Annotated in this window: 18 protein-coding genes and 2 pseudogenes; 13 read left to right on the top strand and 7 right to left on the bottom strand. The window is 70.9% G+C overall.

Features of this window, described 5'->3' with window-relative positions; translation table 11 throughout:
• Positions 1 to 182: 182 nt before the first annotated feature.
• Complete coding sequence (locus E0500_RS14535) at positions 183 to 875, top strand: hypothetical protein (RefSeq protein ID WP_181586999.1); 693 nt, start codon at positions 183 to 185, stop codon at positions 873 to 875.
• Positions 876 to 895: 20 nt separating this feature from the next.
• On the opposite strand, the gene E0500_RS14530 is transcribed toward E0500_RS14535, so the two are convergent.
• Positions 896 to 2,098 (bottom strand): adenylate/guanylate cyclase domain-containing protein, encoded by a 1,203-nt coding sequence (locus E0500_RS14530; protein ID WP_131570663.1) that lies wholly within the window; start codon positions 2,096 to 2,098, stop codon positions 896 to 898.
• A gap of 344 nt (positions 2,099 to 2,442) precedes the next feature.
• Positions 2,443 to 3,351 carry a biotin--[acetyl-CoA-carboxylase] ligase gene (locus E0500_RS14525; protein WP_131570662.1) on the bottom strand — a complete coding sequence of 303 codons (909 nt, stop codon included), beginning with the start codon at positions 3,349 to 3,351 and terminating at the stop codon, positions 2,443 to 2,445.
• A 161-nt stretch (positions 3,352 to 3,512) separates the two neighbouring features.
• On the opposite strand from E0500_RS14525, the gene E0500_RS14520 reads away from it, so the two are divergent.
• The 4 genes from E0500_RS14520 to E0500_RS14510 all read left to right on the top strand — a co-directional run bounded on the left by E0500_RS14520 (position 3,513) and on the right by E0500_RS14510 (position 6,325).
• Positions 3,513 to 5,129 carry an acyl-CoA carboxylase subunit beta gene (locus E0500_RS14520; RefSeq protein ID WP_131570660.1) on the top strand — a complete coding sequence of 539 codons (1,617 nt, stop codon included), beginning with the start codon at positions 3,513 to 3,515 and terminating at the stop codon, positions 5,127 to 5,129.
• Between the two features lie 78 nt (positions 5,130 to 5,207).
• Positions 5,208 to 5,423, top strand: coding sequence for an acyl-CoA carboxylase subunit epsilon (locus E0500_RS14515; protein WP_131570658.1), 216 nt, complete (start codon positions 5,208 to 5,210; stop codon positions 5,421 to 5,423).
• A 104-nt stretch (positions 5,424 to 5,527) separates the two neighbouring features.
• Positions 5,528 to 5,656 carry a morphogenic membrane protein MmpB gene (gene mmpB, locus E0500_RS43825; protein WP_131570656.1) on the top strand — a complete coding sequence of 43 codons (129 nt, stop codon included), beginning with the start codon at positions 5,528 to 5,530 and terminating at the stop codon, positions 5,654 to 5,656.
• Positions 5,657 to 5,704: 48 nt separating this feature from the next.
• Positions 5,705 to 6,325 carry a nucleoside triphosphate pyrophosphatase gene (locus E0500_RS14510; protein WP_131570654.1) on the top strand — a complete coding sequence of 207 codons (621 nt, stop codon included), beginning with the start codon at positions 5,705 to 5,707 and terminating at the stop codon, positions 6,323 to 6,325.
• On the opposite strand, the gene E0500_RS14505 is transcribed toward E0500_RS14510, so the two are convergent.
• On the bottom strand, positions 6,294 to 6,734 hold the full coding sequence (locus E0500_RS14505; RefSeq protein ID WP_181586998.1) for a hypothetical protein: 441 nt from the start codon (positions 6,732 to 6,734) through the stop codon (positions 6,294 to 6,296). The two genes, E0500_RS14510 and E0500_RS14505, sit on opposite strands and share 32 nt — an antisense overlap.
• A gap of 386 nt (positions 6,735 to 7,120) precedes the next feature.
• Between E0500_RS14505 and E0500_RS14500 the strand changes: the two genes are divergently transcribed.
• Both E0500_RS14500 and E0500_RS14495 read left to right on the top strand, forming a co-directional pair.
• Positions 7,121 to 8,896, top strand: a complete 1,776-nt coding sequence (locus tag E0500_RS14500; RefSeq protein ID WP_131570652.1) for a biotin carboxylase N-terminal domain-containing protein — start codon at positions 7,121 to 7,123, stop codon at positions 8,894 to 8,896.
• Positions 8,897 to 9,200: 304 nt separating this feature from the next.
• Complete coding sequence (locus E0500_RS14495) at positions 9,201 to 9,758, top strand: TetR/AcrR family transcriptional regulator (RefSeq protein WP_181587233.1); 558 nt, start codon at positions 9,201 to 9,203, stop codon at positions 9,756 to 9,758.
• 63 nt (positions 9,759 to 9,821) lie between these two features.
• Here the strand turns inward: E0500_RS14495 and E0500_RS14490 are convergent, their stop codons facing one another.
• Both E0500_RS14490 and E0500_RS14485 read right to left on the bottom strand, forming a co-directional pair.
• Positions 9,822 to 10,778, bottom strand: a complete 957-nt coding sequence (locus E0500_RS14490; RefSeq protein ID WP_131570648.1) for a DeoR/GlpR family DNA-binding transcription regulator — start codon at positions 10,776 to 10,778, stop codon at positions 9,822 to 9,824.
• 169 nt (positions 10,779 to 10,947) lie between these two features.
• Positions 10,948 to 11,097, bottom strand: a pseudogene (locus tag E0500_RS14485) (NAD(P)H-quinone dehydrogenase); the annotation flags it as partial.
• A gap of 350 nt (positions 11,098 to 11,447) precedes the next feature.
• Here E0500_RS14485 and E0500_RS14480 point away from each other — a divergent pair.
• Both E0500_RS14480 and E0500_RS14475 read left to right on the top strand, forming a co-directional pair.
• Positions 11,448 to 12,110: a hypothetical protein gene (locus tag E0500_RS14480; RefSeq protein WP_131572229.1), complete on the top strand. Its 663-nt coding sequence runs from the start codon at positions 11,448 to 11,450 to the stop codon at positions 12,108 to 12,110.
• 129 nt (positions 12,111 to 12,239) lie between these two features.
• Positions 12,240 to 14,138, top strand: a complete 1,899-nt coding sequence (locus tag E0500_RS14475) for a hypothetical protein (RefSeq protein WP_181586997.1) — start codon at positions 12,240 to 12,242, stop codon at positions 14,136 to 14,138.
• A gap of 58 nt (positions 14,139 to 14,196) precedes the next feature.
• Here the strand turns inward: E0500_RS14475 and E0500_RS14470 are convergent, their stop codons facing one another.
• Positions 14,197 to 15,645, bottom strand: a complete 1,449-nt coding sequence (locus tag E0500_RS14470) for an NAD(P)H-quinone dehydrogenase (protein ID WP_181586996.1) — start codon at positions 15,643 to 15,645, stop codon at positions 14,197 to 14,199.
• Between the two features lie 94 nt (positions 15,646 to 15,739).
• Here E0500_RS14470 and E0500_RS14465 point away from each other — a divergent pair, with 94 nt between their 5' ends.
• The 4 genes and pseudogenes from E0500_RS14465 to E0500_RS14450 all read left to right on the top strand — a co-directional run bounded on the left by E0500_RS14465 (position 15,740) and on the right by E0500_RS14450 (position 19,568).
• On the top strand, positions 15,740 to 16,177 hold the full coding sequence (locus tag E0500_RS14465; RefSeq protein ID WP_131572228.1) for a gamma-glutamylcyclotransferase: 438 nt from the start codon (positions 15,740 to 15,742) through the stop codon (positions 16,175 to 16,177).
• A gap of 52 nt (positions 16,178 to 16,229) precedes the next feature.
• Positions 16,230 to 16,511, top strand: coding sequence for a type II toxin-antitoxin system RelE/ParE family toxin (locus E0500_RS14460; RefSeq protein WP_131572227.1), 282 nt, complete (start codon positions 16,230 to 16,232; stop codon positions 16,509 to 16,511).
• A gap of 104 nt (positions 16,512 to 16,615) precedes the next feature.
• Positions 16,616 to 17,440: a purine-nucleoside phosphorylase gene (locus E0500_RS14455; RefSeq protein ID WP_131572226.1), complete on the top strand. Its 825-nt coding sequence runs from the start codon at positions 16,616 to 16,618 to the stop codon at positions 17,438 to 17,440.
• A 477-nt stretch (positions 17,441 to 17,917) separates the two neighbouring features.
• Positions 17,918 to 19,568 (top strand): annotated as a pseudogene (locus E0500_RS14450) (phospho-sugar mutase).
• A gap of 118 nt (positions 19,569 to 19,686) precedes the next feature.
• On the opposite strand, the gene E0500_RS14445 reads toward E0500_RS14450, so the two are convergent.
• Complete coding sequence (locus tag E0500_RS14445) at positions 19,687 to 20,460, bottom strand: PH domain-containing protein (RefSeq protein ID WP_131572300.1); 774 nt, start codon at positions 20,458 to 20,460, stop codon at positions 19,687 to 19,689.
• Between the last annotated feature and the right edge of the window lie 64 nt (positions 20,461 to 20,524).

Genomic DNA, 20,524 nt, shown 5'->3' with positions numbered 1-20,524 from the left:
TAACGCGGGTTAACTTCCGTTGCCCCGATCATCGCAGCCGGGCCCCACCTCGGGGAAGTACGGATGGGCCACCCCGTTCGAGTGACACCGCACCCAACTCCCGCCCCAGCGTCCGGCAGGGGCGCATAGCGTGCGCACGCACAGCGCAACGGGGGCGCAGGGCGCTTCGAGGAGGAACGGCCGTGACGCAGAGGACGAGCAGGGCAGTCAGGGCAACCAGGGTGACCGGGGTGACCGGGGTGACCGGGGCAACCACAGCCGATCCCGAGGCCGACGCCCTCCACCCCCACCCGCGGCCCACCCGCGGGCGCCACCGCAAGCCCCGTCCACGACGGATGCTGTTCGCGGTGGGCGGGCTCGCCCTGGCGGCGGGAGCACTCAGTTTCGTGCGGCTGGTGCCCGAGTCGGTCGGCGGAGGCGGCGCCGGGGTCACGGAGGCGGAGCCGAGGGCCGCCGCCGACGGGGTTTCGGAGGGTGCGACCAACACGGCGGCGACCATGAAGGCCGCGGGGCCCCCGGCCGGGTCCGCGGGTCCCGGCACGACCACCGCGCACGTCGTCGTCGGAAGCGGGCCGTCCCCCCGTACGACGACGGGGGCGACCCCGTCCTCCGGGGCCATGTCACCGGGCCCGACGGCCCCGCCCGCCCAGTCGCCCGGCATCCCCACGACGCCCGCCAACAAGGCCCCGGCGACCACCGCACCCGCCGCGCCCCGGCCCACGCAGAGCACCGCCGCTCCGGCTCCCCGGCCGGGCCACCCGGACGAACGGGATCAGCGCGACGACCGGGGCCTGTGCCTCCCGGTCATCAAACTGTGCCTCGCCGGAGACGGCGGCGGCAGCAGCAACGGCAGGCGAGGCGGCCCGCTCGGCTGACGGCCCGCTCGGCTGATGCGCTAGCGGGACGCGCCCGCCCGGCGCGAGAGCATCCACGGCTCGACGACGCCCAGCCCACGCACCGGCCGCTGCCACATGGGCTGGAGCCCGAAGCGGTAGGACGGCGGCTCCTCGCCCTCCTTCTCGGCGGCGGCCGCGGCCTCGGCGGCCTCCGCCTCGGAGGCGGGGGCGTCGCCGGTACGGATGACCTCCTCGGCGAACGCGGAGTCCACCAGCACCGTGTCCTTGGGCGCGATCGACGTCAGCCGGGAGGCCAGGTTCACCGTCGTACCGAAGACGTCGCCCATGCGCGTCGTCACCGTGCCGAACGCTATGCCGACGCGCAGCTCCGGCATCGTCTCGTCGTTCTCCATGGTCTCGATGAGCCGGAGCGCTATCTCGGCGGCGATGCCCGCGTCGTCCGCCGCGTACAGCACCTCGTCGCCCAGGGTCTTGATGAGCCGGCCGCCGTGCGCGGCCACCAGGTCGGCCGCCGTGGTCTCGAAGGCCTCGACGAGCTCGCCCAGCTCCTCTTCCTCCATGCGGCGCGTCAGCCGGGTGAAACCGACCAGGTCCGCGAAGCCGACCGCCAGCCGCCGGTCGACCATCTCCTCGTCGTCGGCGGTCTGCACGACCCGGCCGGTGGCGGCAGCGAGCTGACGCCGCCAGACGTAGACGATGAACTCCTCCAGTTCCGGCAGGAGCAGTTCCACCAGGGGATACGTGACCTCGGTCCGCGTCATGCCCGGTTCCGGCGGCTCGGTCAGGCCCTCCAGGAAGGAGTCGATCTGCCATTCGGCCAGCCGGGCCGTGGTCTGACCGGTCGAGCGGGCCACCTGCACCGCCATCGCCTCGCTGAGCAGCCCCGCCTCGACCAGACCGGCGAGCCGCCGCAGGGCGAGGACGTCGGCCTCCGTGAGGGCCTTGGCCTGGCCAATGTCCGCGAAGCCCATGGCGCGCCAGAAGCGGGAGGCCAGCTCCATGGAGACGCCCGCGCTGCGGGCCGCCTGGAAGGGGGTGTACCGGCGCTCGGCGCCGAGGATGAGTCCTTCGAGGCGCAGTGCCAGGGGGTTCTCGACGGGGTCGTCGCCCTGCGCGTCCCCGCGCCCGCGTGGCTCGGCCCGGTCACCCGGAGCGTCGCTGGCAGACCCGACGGTACGGTCCGGATCGGCGTCGGGACCGGGGTGTGCGCCCGTGCCGGAGCCCGTGTCGTCGACGGTCACGCCTGCTGCCCTTCCGATCTGCCACGGTCAGGTATCGACCGGCCTCAACTCTACGGCAGGTGTGCGCTGGCTCACTCGCCTGCCGAGGGCCGACAACCCTTGTCGGCTGGGGGGTCCGGGGGTTACCCCCCGGGTCAACACAGCACGGCAGGTGTGCGCTGGCTCACTCGCCTGCCGAAGGCCGACAACCCTTGCCGGCCGGGGGTCCGGGGGCCCGCGGAGCAGCCGCTCATGTCACGGCCCCGGGTCGGGCGCCCCGTGCTCGGGGTCGGCCCCCAGACTCGTACGACTTGATCGTCCCCAGCGTTCACCGGGCCGCTTCGGGTACCCAGTCGTCCCCTGCGTCACTCGGGTCGCAGATGGATGATGTCGCCCGCCCCCACCGGCTCCTGCACACCCTCCGCCGTGGCCAGAACCAGCCGGCCGTCGCCGTCCACCGCGACCGCCTCCCCGACGATCGAGCGGTCGCCGGGGAGCTCCGCGCGGACCGTGCGGCCGAGCGTGGAGCAGCCCGCCGCGTACGTCTCCTGGAGGCCGCTGAGGGCGGGATCGCCGCCGGCGTCGCGCCACGTGCCGTACCACTGCTCCAGGGAACGGAGGACGGCCCGCAGCAGCGGGTCACGGTCCGTGTTCGCGGCGCCCGCCAGGGAGAGGGAGCCCGCCGTGGGCACGGGCAGTTCGTCCTCGCGGAGCGTGACGTTGATGCCGATGCCGACGACCACGCCGTCCGGGCCCGCGCGCTCGGCGAGGATGCCGCCGGCCTTGCGTTCCTCGCCGCCCAGGGTCACCAGCAGGTCGTTGGGCCACTTGAGGGCCGTGTCCACGCCCGCCGCGCGGGCCAGCCCCGTCGCCACCGCGACCCCGGTCAGCAGCGGCAGCCAGCCCCAGCGGTGCACGGGCACCTCGGCCGGCTTCAGCAGCACCGAGAAGAAGAGTCCGGAGCGCGCCGGGGCGCTCCAGGTGCGGTCCAGCCGCCCGCGCGCCGCGTTCTGCTCCTCGGCGACGAGGACCGCGCCCTCGGCCGCCTTGCCCGCCTCGGCGAGGGCCACGAGGTCGGAGTTCGTCGACCCGGTGCGCTGCACCACCTCCACCTCGGACCACAGCGAGCGCTCCCGCACCAGTGCGCGGCGCAGGGCGGTGGCGTTGAGGGGCGGCCGTTCCAGATCGGACCAGCGGCCGCCGCCCGTACCTTCGCCCGGACCGTCGCCCTTGCCGCCGTTGTCGTGCGCGTCTGATGCATCTCGCGGGGTCATGAAACCCACCCTAGGTGTGGTCAACGCCGCACTGCTGAACCGCAGGCACACCACTACGCTACGGATGAGTAGCCATACCCACTTGTGAGCACGTCCCTGAGCAGGTACCTGAGTACGTCACCCTCACGTCCCCCACTGAGCAGGCAGGGAGCCGCATCCCGATGTCCGAGCCGGAAGAGCTGGAAGAGCGCCAGACGGTCGACGAGATCGACATCCACACCACCGCGGGCAAGCTCGCGGATCTGGGGCGCCGCATCCACGAAGCGACGCACGCCGGCTCCGAGCGCGCCGTGGAGAAACAGCACGCGAAGGGCAAGCTGACGGCCCGTGAGCGGATCGGGCTCCTCATGGACGAGGGCTCCTTCGTGGAGTTCGACGAGTTCGCCCGGCACCGCTCCACCGACTTCGGCCTGGAGAAGAACCGCCCGTACGGTGATGGCGTCGTCACCGGTCACGGCACGGTGGACGGCCGTCCGGTCGCCGTGTTCTCGCAGGACTTCACCGTCTTCGGCGGGGCCCTGGGCGAGGTCTTCGGCCAGAAGATCATGAAGGTGATGGACTTCGCGCTGAAGACGGGCTGCCCGGTCATCGGCATCAACGACTCCGGCGGCGCCCGCATCCAGGAGGGCGTCAGCGCGCTCGGCATGTACGGCGAGATCTTCCGCCGCAACACCCACGCCTCCGGGGTGATCCCGCAGATCAGCCTGGTCGTCGGCCCGTGTGCGGGCGGCGCGGTCTACTCCCCCGCGATCACCGACTTCACGGTCATGGTCGACCAGACCTCGCACATGTTCATCACCGGCCCGGACGTCATCAAGACGGTCACCGGGGAGGACGTCGGCTTCGAGGAGCTGGGCGGCGCCCGCACCCACAACGCCACCTCCGGAGTGGCCCACCACATGGCGGGCGACGAGAAGGACGCCATCGAGTACGTCAAGCAGCTGCTGTCGTACCTGCCGTCCAACAACCTCAGCGAGCCCCCGGCGTTCCCGGAGGAGGCGGACCTCTCCCTCACCGACGAGGACCGCGAGCTGGACACGGTCGTGCCGGACAGCGCGAACCAGCCGTACGACATGCACACGGTGATCGAGCACGTCCTGGACGACGCCGAGTTCTTCGCGACGCAGCCGCTGTTCGCGCCGAACATCATCACCGGCTTCGGCCGGGTCGAGGGCCACCCGGTGGGCATCGTCGCGAACCAGCCGATGCAGTTCGCGGGCTGTCTCGACATCGACGCCTCCGAGAAGGCCGCGCGCTTCGTCCGCACCTGCGACGCCTTCAACGTCCCGGTGATCACCTTCGTGGACGTCCCCGGCTTCCTCCCGGGCGTCGACCAGGAGCACACCGGCATCATCCGCCGCGGCGCGAAACTGATCTACGCCTACGCGGAAGCGACCGTCCCCCTGATCACGGTCATCACCCGCAAGGCCTTCGGCGGCGCGTACGACGTCATGGGCTCCAAGCACCTCGGTGCGGACCTCAACCTCGCCTGGCCGACCGCCCAGATCGCCGTCATGGGCGCCCAGGGCGCGGTGAACATCCTGCACCGGCGCGCCATCGCCGCCGCCCCGGAGGAGGAGCGCGAAGAGGTGCGCGCCCGCATGATCCAGGAGTACGAGGACACGCTCCTCAACCCCTACACGGCAGCCGAGCGCGGCTACGTCGACGCGGTGATCATGCCGTCCGACACCCGCTCCCACATCGTGCGCGGCCTGCGTTCCCTGCGCACGAAGCGGGAAAGCCTCCCTCCGAAGAAGCACGGCAACATCCCCCTGTAGCCCCGGCCGGACGCGGACCGGGCCGGACCCGGTCAGTCCCTGTTCCCTGTCCCCTGTTTTCGAACCCTTGGAGCCGTCATGACGATCAAGGTCGTACGGGGCAATCCGACCCCGGAGGAGTTGGCCGCCGCACTGGCGGTGGTCCGGGCGCGCGCCGCGGCGGCGGCCGCCGAGCCGTCCGGCGCGCCCCGCCCCCGCGACTCCTGGGCCGACCCGTCCCGCCTCGCCGCCCGCCGCCTGCCCCAGCCGGGGCCGACGGCGTGGGGCCGCACGTACTGGCCGAGCCAGGGCTAGGGATCCAGTCCCGAGCCAGGGCCGGGGATCTGGTCAGCACGGACCCGACAAGTTGAGTACGCGTACTCAGGCGCCGGGCCGCCGGCGGCCGCAGCATCGTTGTCATGCTGTGGTCCGATCCCGAGAACGAACCGCCCAAGGAACTTCGCGACACGCAGGACATGTTGCGGCGGCTGGGCGTTCTCGTGGCGTTGGCCATGGTGCTGGCGATGCTCGTGCTCGGTATGCGGTGAGCCGGTGCCCCGGGCCGTGGCCCCGGGCCGCGCCGATACCCTGGCCGCATGACTGATCAGCCGCGCCGCCGACTCGTGCTCGCCTCCCAGTCCCCCGCCCGGCTGGGCCTGCTCCGCCAGGCGGGGTTCGACCCCGAGGTGATCGTCAGCGGGGTCGACGAGGACGCCGTGACCGCCCCCACCCCCGCCGAGCTCGCGCTGGCCCTCGCCGAGGCGAAGGCCTCCGTCGTGGCGGCGAAGCCCGAGGTCAAGGGCGCCCTGGTGATCGGCTGCGACTCGGTCCTCGACCTGGACGGCGAGGCGCTCGGCAAGCCCGCCGACGCCGAGGAGGCCACCGCGCGCTGGAAGTCGATGCGCGGCCGGGCGGGCACCCTCCAGACCGGGCACTGCGTCTGGGACACGGTGGGCGAGCGGTACGCCTCCGGCACCGCGTCCACCGTGGTCCGCTTCGGCGACCCGACCGACGAGGAGATCGCCGCGTACGTCGCCTCCGGTGAACCCCTCTACGTGGCCGGGGCGTTCACGCTCGACGGGCGCTCGGCGCCGTTCATCGACGGCATCGACGGGGACCACGGCAACGTCATCGGGATCAGCCTGCCCCTGGTGCGGCGCCTGATGGCCCAACTGGGCGTGGGCATCACGGAGTTGTGGACACCGAGGGAGACGTGACCGCGTCGGCCGGACCCGTCTGACGGTCGTCCGCCATCAGCGTGAGCAGGACAAGGCCGAGCACGACCATCATGAACGTGAACGCGCCCCAGCCCACCAGGCCCACGGCGAACGCGCCGAGCAGCCCGTGCACCACGGCCGCGCTGATCAGCAGGACGCGCCGGACGCCGGTGGCGGGCCGGCCGCGCAGGGCGACGAGCAGCGCGGAGAGGCCGCACAGGGCGAAGTAGAGGCCGAAGACCAGGCCGCCGGCCTTGGACGAGGTGGACATCGCGTCCGGGTCGAGTCCGGCGAGGGACATGTCCTGGCGGTCGACCACGATGCCGAGGAACCAGTTGAGCCAGGCGACGGCCCCCGCCTCCACGAAGAGCACGATCGCCGCGACCATCGCCACCGGTCTCCGTATCACCGGGCCCACCCCATTTTCGCCGCCGCCGTCCGTCACCCCGGGCACACGACGCCCGCCACCGTCGGCGCCGCCGGGACATCACGAACGCTACTAACGGGTAAACCGAGGGACAAGGGTTCTCACGAAGGCAAAGAATCATTGGGCCATTAGTAGGGACTCCACAAAGAAACCGATCCGGGCGCAGCGCGGCCTCATAGAGACCTTGACCACATGGGACGGCTAGGGTTTTCCGGTGGAGTCCTGCGGAGTGCGGTGCGACAAGGGATTTCGCAGGTCGAGCGAGCCTCCCCTCACGCTCCGTGTGGGCAAGCTCACCATTGAGGACGGGTCGAAACGCCGTGTCGGCAGTCCCTAAACTTCGCTTGTTTCAAGGAGAGGGAGCCATCGTGCGCAAGGTGTTGATCGCCAACCGTGGCGAAATCGCTGTCCGCGTCGCCCGGGCGTGCCGGGATGCGGGGATCGCGAGCGTGGCCGTGTACGCCGACCCGGACCGGGACGCCCTGCACGTCCGCGCGGCGGACGAGGCGTTCGCCCTGGGCGGTGACACCCCCGCCACCAGCTACCTGGACATCAGCAAGGTGCTGCAGGCGGCCAAGGACTCCGGCGCGGACTCCATCCACCCCGGTTACGGCTTCCTCTCCGAGAACGCCGACTTCGCCCAGGCGGTGCTGGACGCGGGCCTGATCTGGATCGGCCCGCCGCCGCAGGCGATCCGTGACCTCGGTGACAAGGTCGCCGCCCGGCACATCGCCCAGCGCGCCGGCGCCCCCCTCGTCGCCGGCACCCCCGACCCGGTCTCGGGTGCCGACGAGGTCGTGGCGTTCGCCGAGCAGCACGGCCTGCCGATCGCGATCAAGGCGGCGTTCGGCGGTGGCGGCCGTGGTCTGAAGGTGGCCCGCACCCTGGAAGAGGTCCCCGAGCTGTACGAGTCGGCCGTCCGTGAGGCGGTGGCGGCCTTCGGCCGGGGCGAGTGCTTCGTGGAGCGCTACCTGGACCGTCCGCGCCACGTGGAGACCCAGTGCCTGGCCGACACCCACGGCAACGTGGTCGTGGTCTCCACCCGTGACTGCTCCCTCCAGCGCCGCCACCAGAAGCTGGTGGAGGAGGCCCCGGCACCGTTCCTCTCCGAGGCCCAGAACGCCGAGCTGTACCGCGCCTCGAAGGCCATCCTCAAGGAGGCCGGCTACGTCGGCGCGGGCACCTGCGAGTTCCTCGTGGGCCAGGACGGCACGATCTCCTTCCTGGAGGTCAACACCCGCCTTCAGGTCGAGCACCCGGTCACCGAGGAGGTCACCGGCATCGACCTGGTCCGCGAGATGTTCCGCATCGCCGACGGCGAGGAGCTCGGCTACGACGACCCGCCGTTGCGCGGCCATTCCTTCGAGTTCCGTATCAACGGCGAGGACCCGGGCCGCAACTTCCTCCCCGCCCCCGGCACGGTCACGACGTTCGCGCCGCCCACCGGCCCCGGCGTGCGCCTGGACGCGGGCGTCGAGTCCGGCTCGGTGATCGGCCCGGCCTGGGACTCCCTGCTCGCCAAGCTGATCATCACCGGCGCCACCCGCCAGCAGGCTCTGCAGCGGGCCGCGCGGGCGCTGAACGAGTTCCGGGTCGAGGGCATGGCCACGGCCATCCCGTTCCACCGGGCCGTCGTGACCGACCCGGCGTTCGCGCCCGAACTGACCGGCTCCACCGACCCGTTCGCGGTCCACACCCGCTGGATCGAGACCGAGTTCGTCAACGAGATCCCCGCCTTCGCCGCCCCGGCCGACGCCGCGGAGGCGGAGGACGACACAAGCCGCGAGAACATCGTGGTCGAGGTCGGCGGCAAGCGCCTGGAGGTCTCCCTCCCCGCCTCCCTCGGCATGACCCTGGCCCGTACCGGCCTCGCGGCGGGCGCCAAGCCCAAGCGCCGCGCGGCCAAGAAGTCCGGCCCGGTCGCCTCCGGTGACACCCTCGCCTCCCCGATGCAGGGCACCATCGTCAAGATCGCCGTGGAGGAGGGGCAAGAGGTCAAGGAAGGCGACCTGGTCGTCGTCCTGGAGGCCATGAAGATGGAGCAGCCCCTCAACGCCCACAAGGCCGGCACGATCAAGGGCCTGGCCGCCGAGGTCGGCGCCTCCCTCACCTCCGGCGCCGCGATCTGCGAGATCAAGGACTGAGGTCGGCACTCCGGCGGTCGGGCGCGTGCGCGTTCTCGACCGCCGGGTTCTGTCCGTGGGCGGCTGCAGATCTCTCGTGGTGGCCGGTCCCGCCCACGGGCAGCCACGCTCACGGACGACGGCGGAAAGCCACCCTCGAACCTCAGACGCCCCGCGTACCGTGCCGTGAGCCGCGGTGGCATGCTGGAGGCCGACCCGGCGCGGTGGAGGAGAGCAGGTGGGCGCCATGGTGAGCACGTCCCCGGGTGAGGCCGCTCAGGCCCTGGAGGCGGGCCCGCGGCCGTACGGGACGCCCCCGCGCCCGATGCGGGCGGACGCGCGCCGCAACTACGAGCGCCTCCTCACCGAGGCGCGCGCCGCCTTCGCCGCGCACGGCACGGACGCGCCCCTGGAGGACGTGGCGAAACGCGCCGGCGTCGGTATCGGCACGCTCTACCGCCACTTCCCGAACCGGTACGCGCTGATGAGCGCGGTCTTCGAGGACGCCGTTAGGCAACTCCTCGCCCGCTCCCGCGAGTTGCTGGACGACCCGCAGCCGTGCGCTGCCCTCGTGACCTGGCTGCGCGACATCATCAGGCACGCGGGCGAGTACCGCGGACTGTCGCGGGCACTCATGACGGTCTCGTACTCGGCCTCGTACGACGACGGTTCGGAGCTCGGCCGGTGCAGCGGCCCGATCCGTGAGGCGGGCGGCGCCCTGCTCACCCGTGCGCAGGAGGCGGGCGCCGTACGTCCCGGGGTCTCGATCGGCGATCTTCTCCAGCTGACGAACGCGATCGCCCTCGCAGCCGAGGAAACCCCCGCCGATCCCGACCTGGCCGACCGCCTCCTCACGCTCACGGTCCGGGGCCTGAAGCCGTAGAGGCCTGAAGCCGTAACGGAACGGGGCGGACGCGCAGTTGCGCGCCCCCGGGGTGCCGGTCGTTCAGCGGCGGCGGAGGTCCGCCACCCTCGCCCGGTCCGCACCGGGTGGCTGTTCACCCGGGACCGCCGCCGGGCGGAGCAGCGGACCGGCGCCGGGAACCTGACGGCGCGGGCCGGGGAGGGACACGTCCCGGCGCCGACCGGGCGCCGGGACGGGATCACCTCCCGCGTTTCCCGAGGCTCCGGCGACCGCGATCTGGACGCCCTGATCCGCGAGCGCCTGGAGTTCGGTGGCCGCGCGGTCGTCGTGGGCGGGCGGCTCGTCGGTCACGAGCCGGGTGATCACATCGGTCGGCACGGTCTGGAACATCGTGTCCGTACCGAGCTTGGTGTGGTCGGCGAGGACGACGACCTCGGCGGCCGCCTGGACGAGCGCGCGGTCGACGGACGCCGACAGCATGTTGGAGGTGGAGAGCCCCCGCTCGGCGGTCAGCCCGCTCCCGGAGAGGAAGGCCCGTGAGACCCGCAGCCCCTGGAGGGACTGTTCCGCTCCCGAGCCGACCAGGGCGTAGTTGGAACCGCGTAAGGTGCCGCCGGTCATCACGACCTCCACACGGTTGGCATGGGCCAACGCCTGGGCCACCAACAGGGAGTTGGTGACGACGGTCAGCCCGGGGACCCGCGCGAGCCGGCGTGCCAGCTCCTGCGTGGTGGTCCCCGCCCCGACCACGATGGCCTCGCCCTCTTCGACGAAGCTCGCGGCGAGGTCGGCGATGGCCGTCTTCTCGGCGGTCGCGAGATGAGACTTCTGCGGAAAGCCGGACTCCCGCGTGAACCCGCCCGGCAGTACCGCACCGCCGTGCCGGCGGTCGAGGAGTCCTTCTGCCTCCAGTGCGCGCACGTCCCGCCGTACGGTCACTTCGGAGGTCTGGACGACGCGGGCGAGCTCACGGAGCGACACGGCCCCGTTCGCTCGCACCATTTCGAGGATCAATTGACGACGTTCTGCAGCGAACACGAAACTGACAGTAACGCGGGCGACCGTCTGCTTTCAGCAGTTTGCGCCGAATAACAGAAGTTGTTCGCATGACAGGACGCGGAGTGGTATACGGCGTCCTCGCGAACCGCCCCTGCCTCCCGGGAGACCCACAACTCCCCACGACCGACAGGAAATCGGCGCCCGGCGCTCAGGCCTCGCCGCTTGTCTTCCGGGTGTGCAGCTGCCGTGCCACCTCGGCGATCGAGCCCGACAGGGAGGGGTACACGGTGAAGGCGTTCGCGATCTGTTCGACGGTCAGGTTGTTGTCGACCGCGATCGAGATGGGATTGATCAGTTCCGGAACGAGCAAACCCCAGATGCCCCACCGATCGCGGTTGCTGCCCAATCTTCGTCCCTTGTAGTCTAGTTGAACTAGCGTTACACACGGATCGATTACCCCGTACGCACGAGAGCGTCTCACCAGCGGCTTCACCGACATTCAGTCGGTCAGACACTCTCTCCTTCACGCCTGGCGGGCAAGTTCCTCTGAGGAACCGCTCCCGTCCAGCCTGTCGTCGGCGTACGACTCCCTCGGTCCACCACTGGAAATGCGCGAGCGACGAGTGCCCTCACGCAACGAAGTGCAGGAAGACGGACCTTCGCGGTCGGCCTCCTGCGTAGAGCCGAAAGGCTCCGAGGAGGCTGGACATGCGTGCTGCCCATCCGTACGACGTCCCCGACGACCTGGGGACTGGAACCATCGCCCTGTGCGACGAGTCAATGCGTCATGACCGTGGGTCTGGCGGCATCTATCTACTGTCCTCGGTCATCGTGCCGCTGACCGCGCTACCCGCGGTACGTGAGCGCATGACCGAGCTGCGTATGCCGGGTCACCGCAGGAAGCTCCACTGGCGTGACGAATCCGCACCCCGGCGATCGCTGGCCGCCGGCAGGCTGGCCGCGCTGCGTGCGGACATCGTGATCGCAACCTGGTGCGGGTTGAGCCACCACAAGCAGGAGCGCGCCCGCCGCAAGGCGCTGGAGACGCTGCTGCTGGATCTGGCCCGCCGATGCGTCCGGCGTGCCCTGTTCGAGTCCCGGGGACCGGATCGTGACCGGGCCGACGTGGCCGCGTTGGCCGGACTGCGCAGATCCGGGATACTGCCGCCCTCTCTGCGGGTGGACCATGCGCCCGGCAATGACGAGCACGCCCTCTGGTCCGCCGACATCGCGGCTGGCGCCTACAGTGCCGCGGTAGCTGGTACGCCGGAGCACTGGACGACGGCTCTCCAGGGCAGCAAGGGGACGGTGCTGACATGCGGGGCCTGCGGGACGCCTCACACACCCGATGGGGCAACCGGATCCGGCTGAGGAAGCGCGAAGGCCAGGCGTCCGTCGTCCGGCGGATGGCCTGGCCTCACTTCCGGCCCCTCCTGGGGTCGGCGATACACCCACTTTGCCTCCCCGTCTGTCGGGGGTCAAGCGGAAGGTCTGACACGTATGAGTGACATCGATCCCCCCTATGAACTGCCCGAAGACGAATACCACAACCGCGTCCGTGTTCTGGCCGACCGGCTCACGGACCTGCAGATCCGTGACACGAGAGCGGTCCGAGCGGCGGCCGAACGCATCGTGGAGCACCCGAACGGTACGACACACACGGTCGATTCAGCCGCCCAGCTACTCACCGTGGCGGTCGATCCGCGGGCGGTCCGCCCCAACCAGATACGGTCGCAGCGCGTGCGCGGTGGACGCATACTGCAGCTTCTGCGCGCCACCGTGTGGACGCCACTGCTTCTGGTCGACGCGACGAACGGCCGTTTCGTGGTGGGGCAGACCTACCTCTCGGACCCCGAAGTCACTCCTGGTACGTCGTCGAAGGTGGCGCTCGCGGCCCCGGACTCCTACGGGAGCGTTCCCTCTCTCGTCTACCGCGGCACCCGGCAGGCCATCGCTACCGCGCTGGACGAGAACGCCGACTACGTGCGTCAGGTGAACTCCTGGGAAGCTGACATCCGGGTCAACGGGATTCTGATGCCTCTACTCGCCGGGCATGTGGAATACCGCTTCACCGACGCACCACCGCGCCCCGCCGTCGGTGTCGTGGACGGGACGTCACGTACCGCCTCGGCTCACAGGATCCTCGGTCTGGCCGAGTCCGACATCGTCGCCGCCACGCCCGAGTCGCTGCGCAAGTGGCTCGTCCGTTTCGTAAAGACGCTGGCGCAGGACGTCAAGGCGCTCGCCTCCGCCGTCGGACCGGACCCGGAGGGGCTGCTGGCCGCGGAGAGCGCGGTGAACGCGTTGACCGCGGAGGCCGATCTGATCGTTGGCTGGGGCTGGGACGAGCACGTGGCAGGCCGCCCCGCCAACGTCGATCCAACCTACGCGAGCACGCTGAACCTGGCTCTCGGTGCACAGAACATCGAGCCCAAGTCCTTCTCCGCGGAGGCCCAGGGCACACTCCTCGCGGAACGGTCCGTGAACACGCTTGCGGACTACGGACTGATCAGCTCCACCGAGCTCGTGTACGCGCTCGGCCGTGAGGACGTCACGAAGGTTGCCGATGATCTGGGCTTCAGCCGGCACCGAGACGAGCGCTGCGCCTGGCTCATCCGCCTCATGACATCGCCCGAACCGAGACTTCGCCGGGTGCTCAATGAAGCCCTCGGAGCGAAGGCATTTTCAGCCAGGAATCGCTCCCGCCCCACCATCGAGTTGGCACTGCGTTCATTCTCCGGCCATGATCACCAGTACCTGGACCGCGCCCGCAATGCCGCGGTGCATGCCTTGTGGACAGACGTGGGGTCGGCGCCATGGAAAGTCAGTCCGCGCCCTGATGCCCCGGCCCTCGACGAGTTGGAGGCCGAGGCTCTGACCGAGGTGCGAAACGGTCAGCCCAGTGCCCACTGTCACGAGGTCGCGGCAAGAGGCGTCGTCCCACTCCTCGCCCTGGGCGGTCTGGGCGTCGACCGCGGTTCTGCACGCTTCCGAGGCCAGCCTGCCGTGGTGATCGGCCGCATGATGAAGAACGAGTGGGGAATCCGGCAGCTCATGGCCACCGTACGGGCCTCCCGCGAGGGGCGTCCCTTCCCACGGCTGGACCCCGAGGGCAGGGAACTGCCCGAGGACGCACGACTGAACACACCGTCGTACAACAACGACTGGCTTCGCGAGCGGGTGCTGAGCGAGGACGTGACCACGCCTGTCACCCAGGCAGAAGAGCCGGAGAAGTTGCTGTTCCAGTCGCTGCAGTCCGCGTGGGATGCGTTCGAACGGTTCCGGGAGCTGAAGGATCCGCCATACGACTCTCTGAACGACGACAAGTGGCGGGACGCAGCCAAGACAGCCAGCCGCTTGTCCAAGAACATCAACAAATACGTACGGGAAGAGGACTGAGCCGCAGCACACACCCGGTGCCGGGACACCCGACCGCTGGGCCCGGCACCGCAGGGTGTTACGCCTCGCCGCTGGTCTTCCGGGTGTGCAGCTGTCGTGCCACCTCGGCGATCGAGCCCGACAGGGAGGGGTACACGGTGAAGGCGTTCGCGATCTGTTCGACGGTCAGGTTGTTGTCGACCGCGATCGAGATGGGATGAATCAGTTCCGAGGCGCGCGGCGCGACGACGACACCACCGACGACGATCCCCGTGCCGGGCCGGCAGAAGATCTTCACGAAGCCGTCGCGGATGCCCTGCATCTTGGCGCGCGGGTTGCGCAGCAGCGGCAGCTTCACGCCCCGGGCGTCGATGAGCCCGGCGTCCACATCGGCCTGCGAGCAGCCGACGGTCGCGATCTCGGGGTCGGTGAAGACGTTGGACGAGACGGTCTTCAGGTTCAGCGGGGCCACCGCGTCGCCCAGGAAGTGGTACATGGCGATACGGCCCTGCATGGCGGCCACCGACGCCAGGGCGAACACTCCGGTCACGTCACCGGCGGCGTACACACCGGGAGAGGTGGTCCTGGAGACCTTGTCGGTCCAGATGTGCCCGGACTCGCGCAGCTTGACGCCGGCCTCCTCCAGCCCCATGCCCGCGCTGTTGGGAATGGCGCCGACGGCCATCAGACAGTGCGTGCCGCTGATGACGCGCCCGTCGGAGAGCGTGACCTCGACCCGGTCCCCCACGCGCTTGGCGGACTGGGCACGGGAGCGGGCCATGACGTTCATGCCGCGTCGGCGGAAGACGTCCTCCAGCACGGCCGCGGCGTCCGGGTCCTCACCCGGCAGCACACGGTCCCGGCTGGACACGAGGGTGACGCGCGACCCGAGCGCCTGGTAGGCCCCGGCGAACTCGGCACCGGTGACACCGGACCCGACCACGATGAGCTCCTCGGGCAGCTCGTCGAGGTCGTACACCTGCGTCCAGTTGAGGATGCGCTCCCCGTCGGGCTGGGCGTCGGGCAGCTCGCGCGGATGCCCGCCGGTGGCGATGAGCACGGCGTCGGCGACGAGCGTCTCCTCGCTGCCGTCGGCGGCCCGCACCACGACCTTCCGGGACCCGTCGAGGGCCTGCTGCCCCTCCAGCCGCCCGCGCCCGCGCATGACCCGCGCGCCGGTGCGCGTCACGGACGCCGTGATGTCGTGCGACTGGGCGAGCGCGAGCCGCTTCACACGCCGGTTGACCTTGCCGAGATCGACACCGACCACGCGCGCGGGCGTGTCGATGTGGGGGGTGTCGTCGGCCACGATGATCCCCAGCTCCTCATAGGAGGAGTCGAAGGTGGTCATCACCTCGGCGGTGGCGATGAGCGTCTTGGACGGCACGCAGTCGGTGAGCACCGACGCGCCGCCCAGACCGTCGCAGTCGACGACGGTCACCTCCGCACCGAGCTGAGCGGCCACCAGGGCCGCTTCGTATCCGCCGGGTCCGCCACCAATGATCACGATCCGAGTCACGTACCCCATTGTCCCGCACGCCCCGAAGTGGCACTGAATCGGGGGCCCGGTGACACCCGTGTGACAGGAGGGGCGCACGGCGCGGCTGCCGTACCCTCGGTCCATGTCGCTCTACGCCGCGTACGCCGGCAATCTCGACGCGCGGCTGATGTCCCGCCGCGCCCCGCACTCGCCGCTGCGCGCCACCGGCTGGCTCAGCGGATGGCGGCTGACCTTCGGCGGCGAGCACATGGGATGGGAGGGTGCCCTCCCGACGATCGTCGAGGCCCCTGACTCCCAGGTCTTCGTCACGCTGTACGACGTCGCCGCCATGGACGAGGCCTCCATGGACGGCTGGGAGGGCGTGGGCCTGGACGTCTACCGCCGCATGCGCGTCCACGTCCAGACCCTGGAGGGCCAGGAGCAGGCCTGGACCTACGTCCTCAACGGCTACGAGGGCGGCCTGCCCTCGGCCCGCTACCTCGGCGAGATCGCCGACGCGGCCGAGTCGGCCGGGGCTCCCCACGATTACGTGATGGAGTTGCGGAAGAGGCCGTGCTGATGCGCCCGACCCCTAAACTTGGGCGGGATCGACGCACGAGCGGGAGGCCGCGATGACCCCCATGACGTACGACGTCTACTACACGGTGCAGGCCGCTGCCGCCCGGGACAGGCTCGACGACCGTCAGCGCATCGCGTTCGACAAGGGCATCGCCATGCTGGCCCGCGATCCCTTCCTCTCCGTGTCCCGCCCCATAGGTTCGACCGGAGACGACCGCACGATCCGGCTCACGCAGAACATCCTGGTGGAGTACACGGTGAGCCGCGGCCGGCTGCTGATCTTCATCGTCGAGGTCTTCAACGACAAGGACGTCCTCATCACCGACGAGGACTGATCCCCCTTTCTCCAGGAAATCTCCCGGAAACGACAAGGCAACGGTCACACTCCCGTGACCGCATCCATCTACGCGCGTAGGCTCAGACCAGCTACCCTCATCGCGTGAACGCATCTCTTCTTCCGGACGACATCCAGGGCGACCCGTACGAGGCCGCCGACGCCGCAGCCGCGCGCCTGCGCGAGCTCACGGGCGCCGAGACCCACGACGTCGCCCTCGTGATGGGCTCCGGCTGGGCCCCGGCCGTGGAGGCGCTCGGCACGCCCGAGACCGAGTTCCAGGTCACCGACCTGCCCGGTTTTCCGCCCCCGGCGGTCGAGGGCCACGGCGGCAAGGTCCGCTCGTACCGCATCGGTGACAAGCGCGCGCTCGTCTTCCTGGGCCGGACCCACTACTACGAGGGCCACGGCGTCTCCGCCGTCGTGCACGGCGTCCGCACCGCCGTGGCCGCGGGCTCCAAGACGGTCGTCCTGACCAACGGCTGCGGCGGTCTGCGCGAAACCATGCGCCCCGGCCAGCCGGTCCTGATCAGCGACCACATCAACCTCACGGCGACGTCCCCGATCGTCGGCGCCAACTTCGTCGACCTCACGGACCTGTACTCGCCCCGCCTCCGCGCCCTCTGCAAGGAGATAGACCCCACCCTGGAGGAGGGCATCTACGCGCAGTTCACCGGCCCGCACTACGAGACGCCTGCCGAGATCCGCATGGCCCGCGTCATCGGCGCGGACCTCGTGGGCATGTCGACGGTCCTGGAGGCCATCGCCGCACGCGAGGCGGGCGCCGAGGTCCTGGGCATCTCCCTGGTCACCAACCTCGCCGCCGGCATGACGGGCGAGCCCCTCAACCACGAGGAGGTCCTCCAGGCCGGCCGCGACTCCGCCACCCACATGGGAGCGCTCCTGACCCAGGTCCTGTCGCGTCTGTAGCGTCCGGCGGTTGTGTGCGGGGGTCGCCTCCGGCGGTTGGGCGGGGCACGCCTCGTCTGCCGGATTCTCTGCATGGACGGCTGCGGGTTCGTGGTGGCCGGCCGCGCAGTTCCCCGCGCCCCTTAGAAGCACGGGCGCAACCCGGCACCACAACGCACCGCCAAACCCGTACGCGCCGAAGGCAACCGGGCGGGCGACATCCGCCCCCACCGGGCCGCAGCCGCGTACGCACGGCAGGGGGTGTGCCGGGAGGTGTCCGCCCGCAGCGGCCGGCGTCCGCCGCCGAGCACATACGACACCCCACAGACCCGCCGGACCGAGGACGGAGACCTCCCGGCGCGCCCCCGACCCACGAACAAACGCGTAGGCGCCCAAGCCGCCACGGCGGGAAACCCGACCCCCGCAGACACCAGGCCACACACCCAGGCACTCTGGAACACCCCCGCACCGCACGAACAAGAGAGGTTGGACCCCGACGTGCAGGACGAACTCATCGCACGGGCCCAGGCGTGGCTGACCGAGGACCCCGACGCGGACACCCGCGAGGAACTCGCCAAGCTCATCGACGCCAAGGACACCGCAGAGCTCGCCGCGCGCTTCAGCGGCACCCTCCAGTTCGGCACCGCGGGCCTGCGCGGCGAACTCGGCGCCGGCCCCATGCGCATGAACCGCTCCGTAGCCATCCGCGCCGCCGCAGGCCTCGCCGCGTACCTCAAGAAGAAGGGCGGCGGGCAGGCCCGGAACAACGAACAACCCGCCCTCGTCGTCATCGGCTACGACGCCCGCCACAAGTCCGCCGACTTCGCCCGCGACACCGCCGCGGTGATGACCGGCGCCGGCTTCCGGGCCGCGCTCCTCCCCCACCCCTCCCCACCCCGGTCCTCGCCTTCGCCATCCGGCACCTCGGAGCGGTCGCCGGCGTGGAGGTCACCGCCAGCCACAACCCGCCCCGCGACAACGGCTACAAGGTCTACCTCGGCGACGGCTCCCAGATCGTGCCCCCGGCCGACGCCGAGATCGCGGCCGAGATCGCCGCGGTCACCACCCTCACCACGGTCCCGCGCCCGGACACCGGCTGGGAGACCCTCGACGACACGGTCCTCGACGCCTACCTGGCCCGTACGGACGCGGTCCTCGCCCCCGGCTCCCCCGCACCGCCCGCACGGTCTACACGCCGATGCACGGCGTCGGCAGGGACACCGTCCTCGCGGCCTTCGCCCGGGCCGGCTTCCCGGCCCCCGCCCTCGTCGCCGAGCAGGCCGACCCCGACCCGGACTTCCCCACCGTCGCCTTCCCCAACCCGGAGGAGCCGGGCGCGATGGACCTGGCCTTCGCGAAGGCCCGCGAGACGAACCCCGACCTGGTCATCGCGAACGACCCGGACGCCGACCGCTGTGCGGCGGCGGTCAGGGACGGCGACGACTGGCGCATGCTGCGCGGCGACGAGGTCGGCGCCCTCCTCGCCGTCCACCTGGTAACCCGCGGAGCGACCGGCACCTTCGCGGAGTCGATCGTCTCGTCCTCCCTCCTCGGCCGGATCGCCGAGAAGGCGGGCCTGCCGTACGAGGAGACGCTCACCGGCTTCAAGTGGATCGCCCGCGTCGAGGACCTGCGCTACGGCTACGAGGAGGCGCTCGGCTACTGCGTGGACCCGGAGGGCGTGCGCGACAAGGACGGCATCACCGCGGCGCTCCTGATCACGGAACTCGCCTCCGTCCTCAAGTCCGAGGGCCGCACGCTCCTCGACCTGCTGGACGACATCGCGGTCGAGTACGGCCTCCACGCCACGGACCAGCTCTCGGTCCGTGTACAGGACCTGTCCCTGATCGCCGACGCCATGCGCCGCCTGCGCGAACAGCCCCCGACCCGCCTCGCGGGCCTGCCCATCACCGGGTCGGAGGACCTGACCCGGGGCACGGACAGCCTCCCGCCCACGGACGGGCTGCGCTACACGCTGGACGGCGCCCGCGTGATCGTCCGCCCGAGCGGCACGGAACCCAAGCTGAAGTGCTACCTGGAGGTCGTGGTCCCGGTCGCCTCGCACACCGACCTGCCCGCGGCGCGCGCGAAGGCGGCGGACCTGCTGACGACGATCAAGCAGGACCTCTCGGCGGCGGCAGGCATCTGACCCACCCGTGGCGAAGCCCCGGTCCGTCAGCGGACCGGGGCTGAACGCTCAACCCACCACGCTCAACACACCGCGCCCAGCCCACCGCACTCAACCCACCACGAGCAGCCCACCACGCTCAACCCACCACAAGCAGGACCACCAGCAGCACCGCTCCCACGACAGCCGGCGCCATGATCTCCCACGACCACCGCACACTGGGCTCGCCCTGGGAGTCCGCGGCCTTGGCCCGCGCCTCGCACAGCTGGCGCAGGTCGTCCATGATCTGGTCGGACGGAGCGCGCACGGGCCCGGTCTCCAGAGACGTCTGCCCGCTGAGGTCCCTCCGGACGGGCGCCCGGCCGTCGTCCACGCGGGCCTGCCGCCGCTGGGCCTTCTTGCGGGCGCGGAGCGAGACGGGGAGGGACCAGAGCTGGTACTTGGTGCCGGACTCGTCGATCACCTCGTTCGAGTATCCGGAGCGCAGCGAGGCGACCGAGCCCCAGGGCAGCACGATCACCCGAAACGGGTTGCGCACCCGCAGCCGGTCGTCGTTCGCGAAGACGGCAGGCCGCACCGCGAAGGCGATCACCAGAGGGACGAGGCACAGCAGCGTGGCCAGCGCCAGCCACGGGGTGCGGCCGTGGCCCGTGACGATCGCGTCGACGCCGAGCCAGCCCGCGATGGCGAGGAGCAGCACACCGCCCGCGATCCCGCCGGGCGAGCGGTAGGCCCGGTCGTTGTAGGCGGGCTTCGAGGACTTCACAGAATCCGGCACGGACCCCGAAGACTTCACGGAATCCGAAGACACGGAATCCGAAGACTCCACGGAATCCGAAGACTCCGCGGACTCCGAAGACTCCACGGACCGCGAAGGCTCCGGCTCGGGTGACTGGTGGTCGGAGGTGCTCATAGCCCCGATTCTGCCCGACGCCTCCAACAGCACCCCGCCCGCGGTGCCCCATGGCACCGCTCCC

Origin of the sequence: Streptomyces sp. KM273126 (assembly GCF_004337435.2) — a bacterium.
In the GTDB taxonomy this organism is placed as follows: Bacteria; Actinomycetota; Actinomycetes; order Streptomycetales; family Streptomycetaceae; genus Streptomyces; species Streptomyces acidicola.
This window is presented reverse-complemented; position numbering and strand designations above follow the sequence as displayed.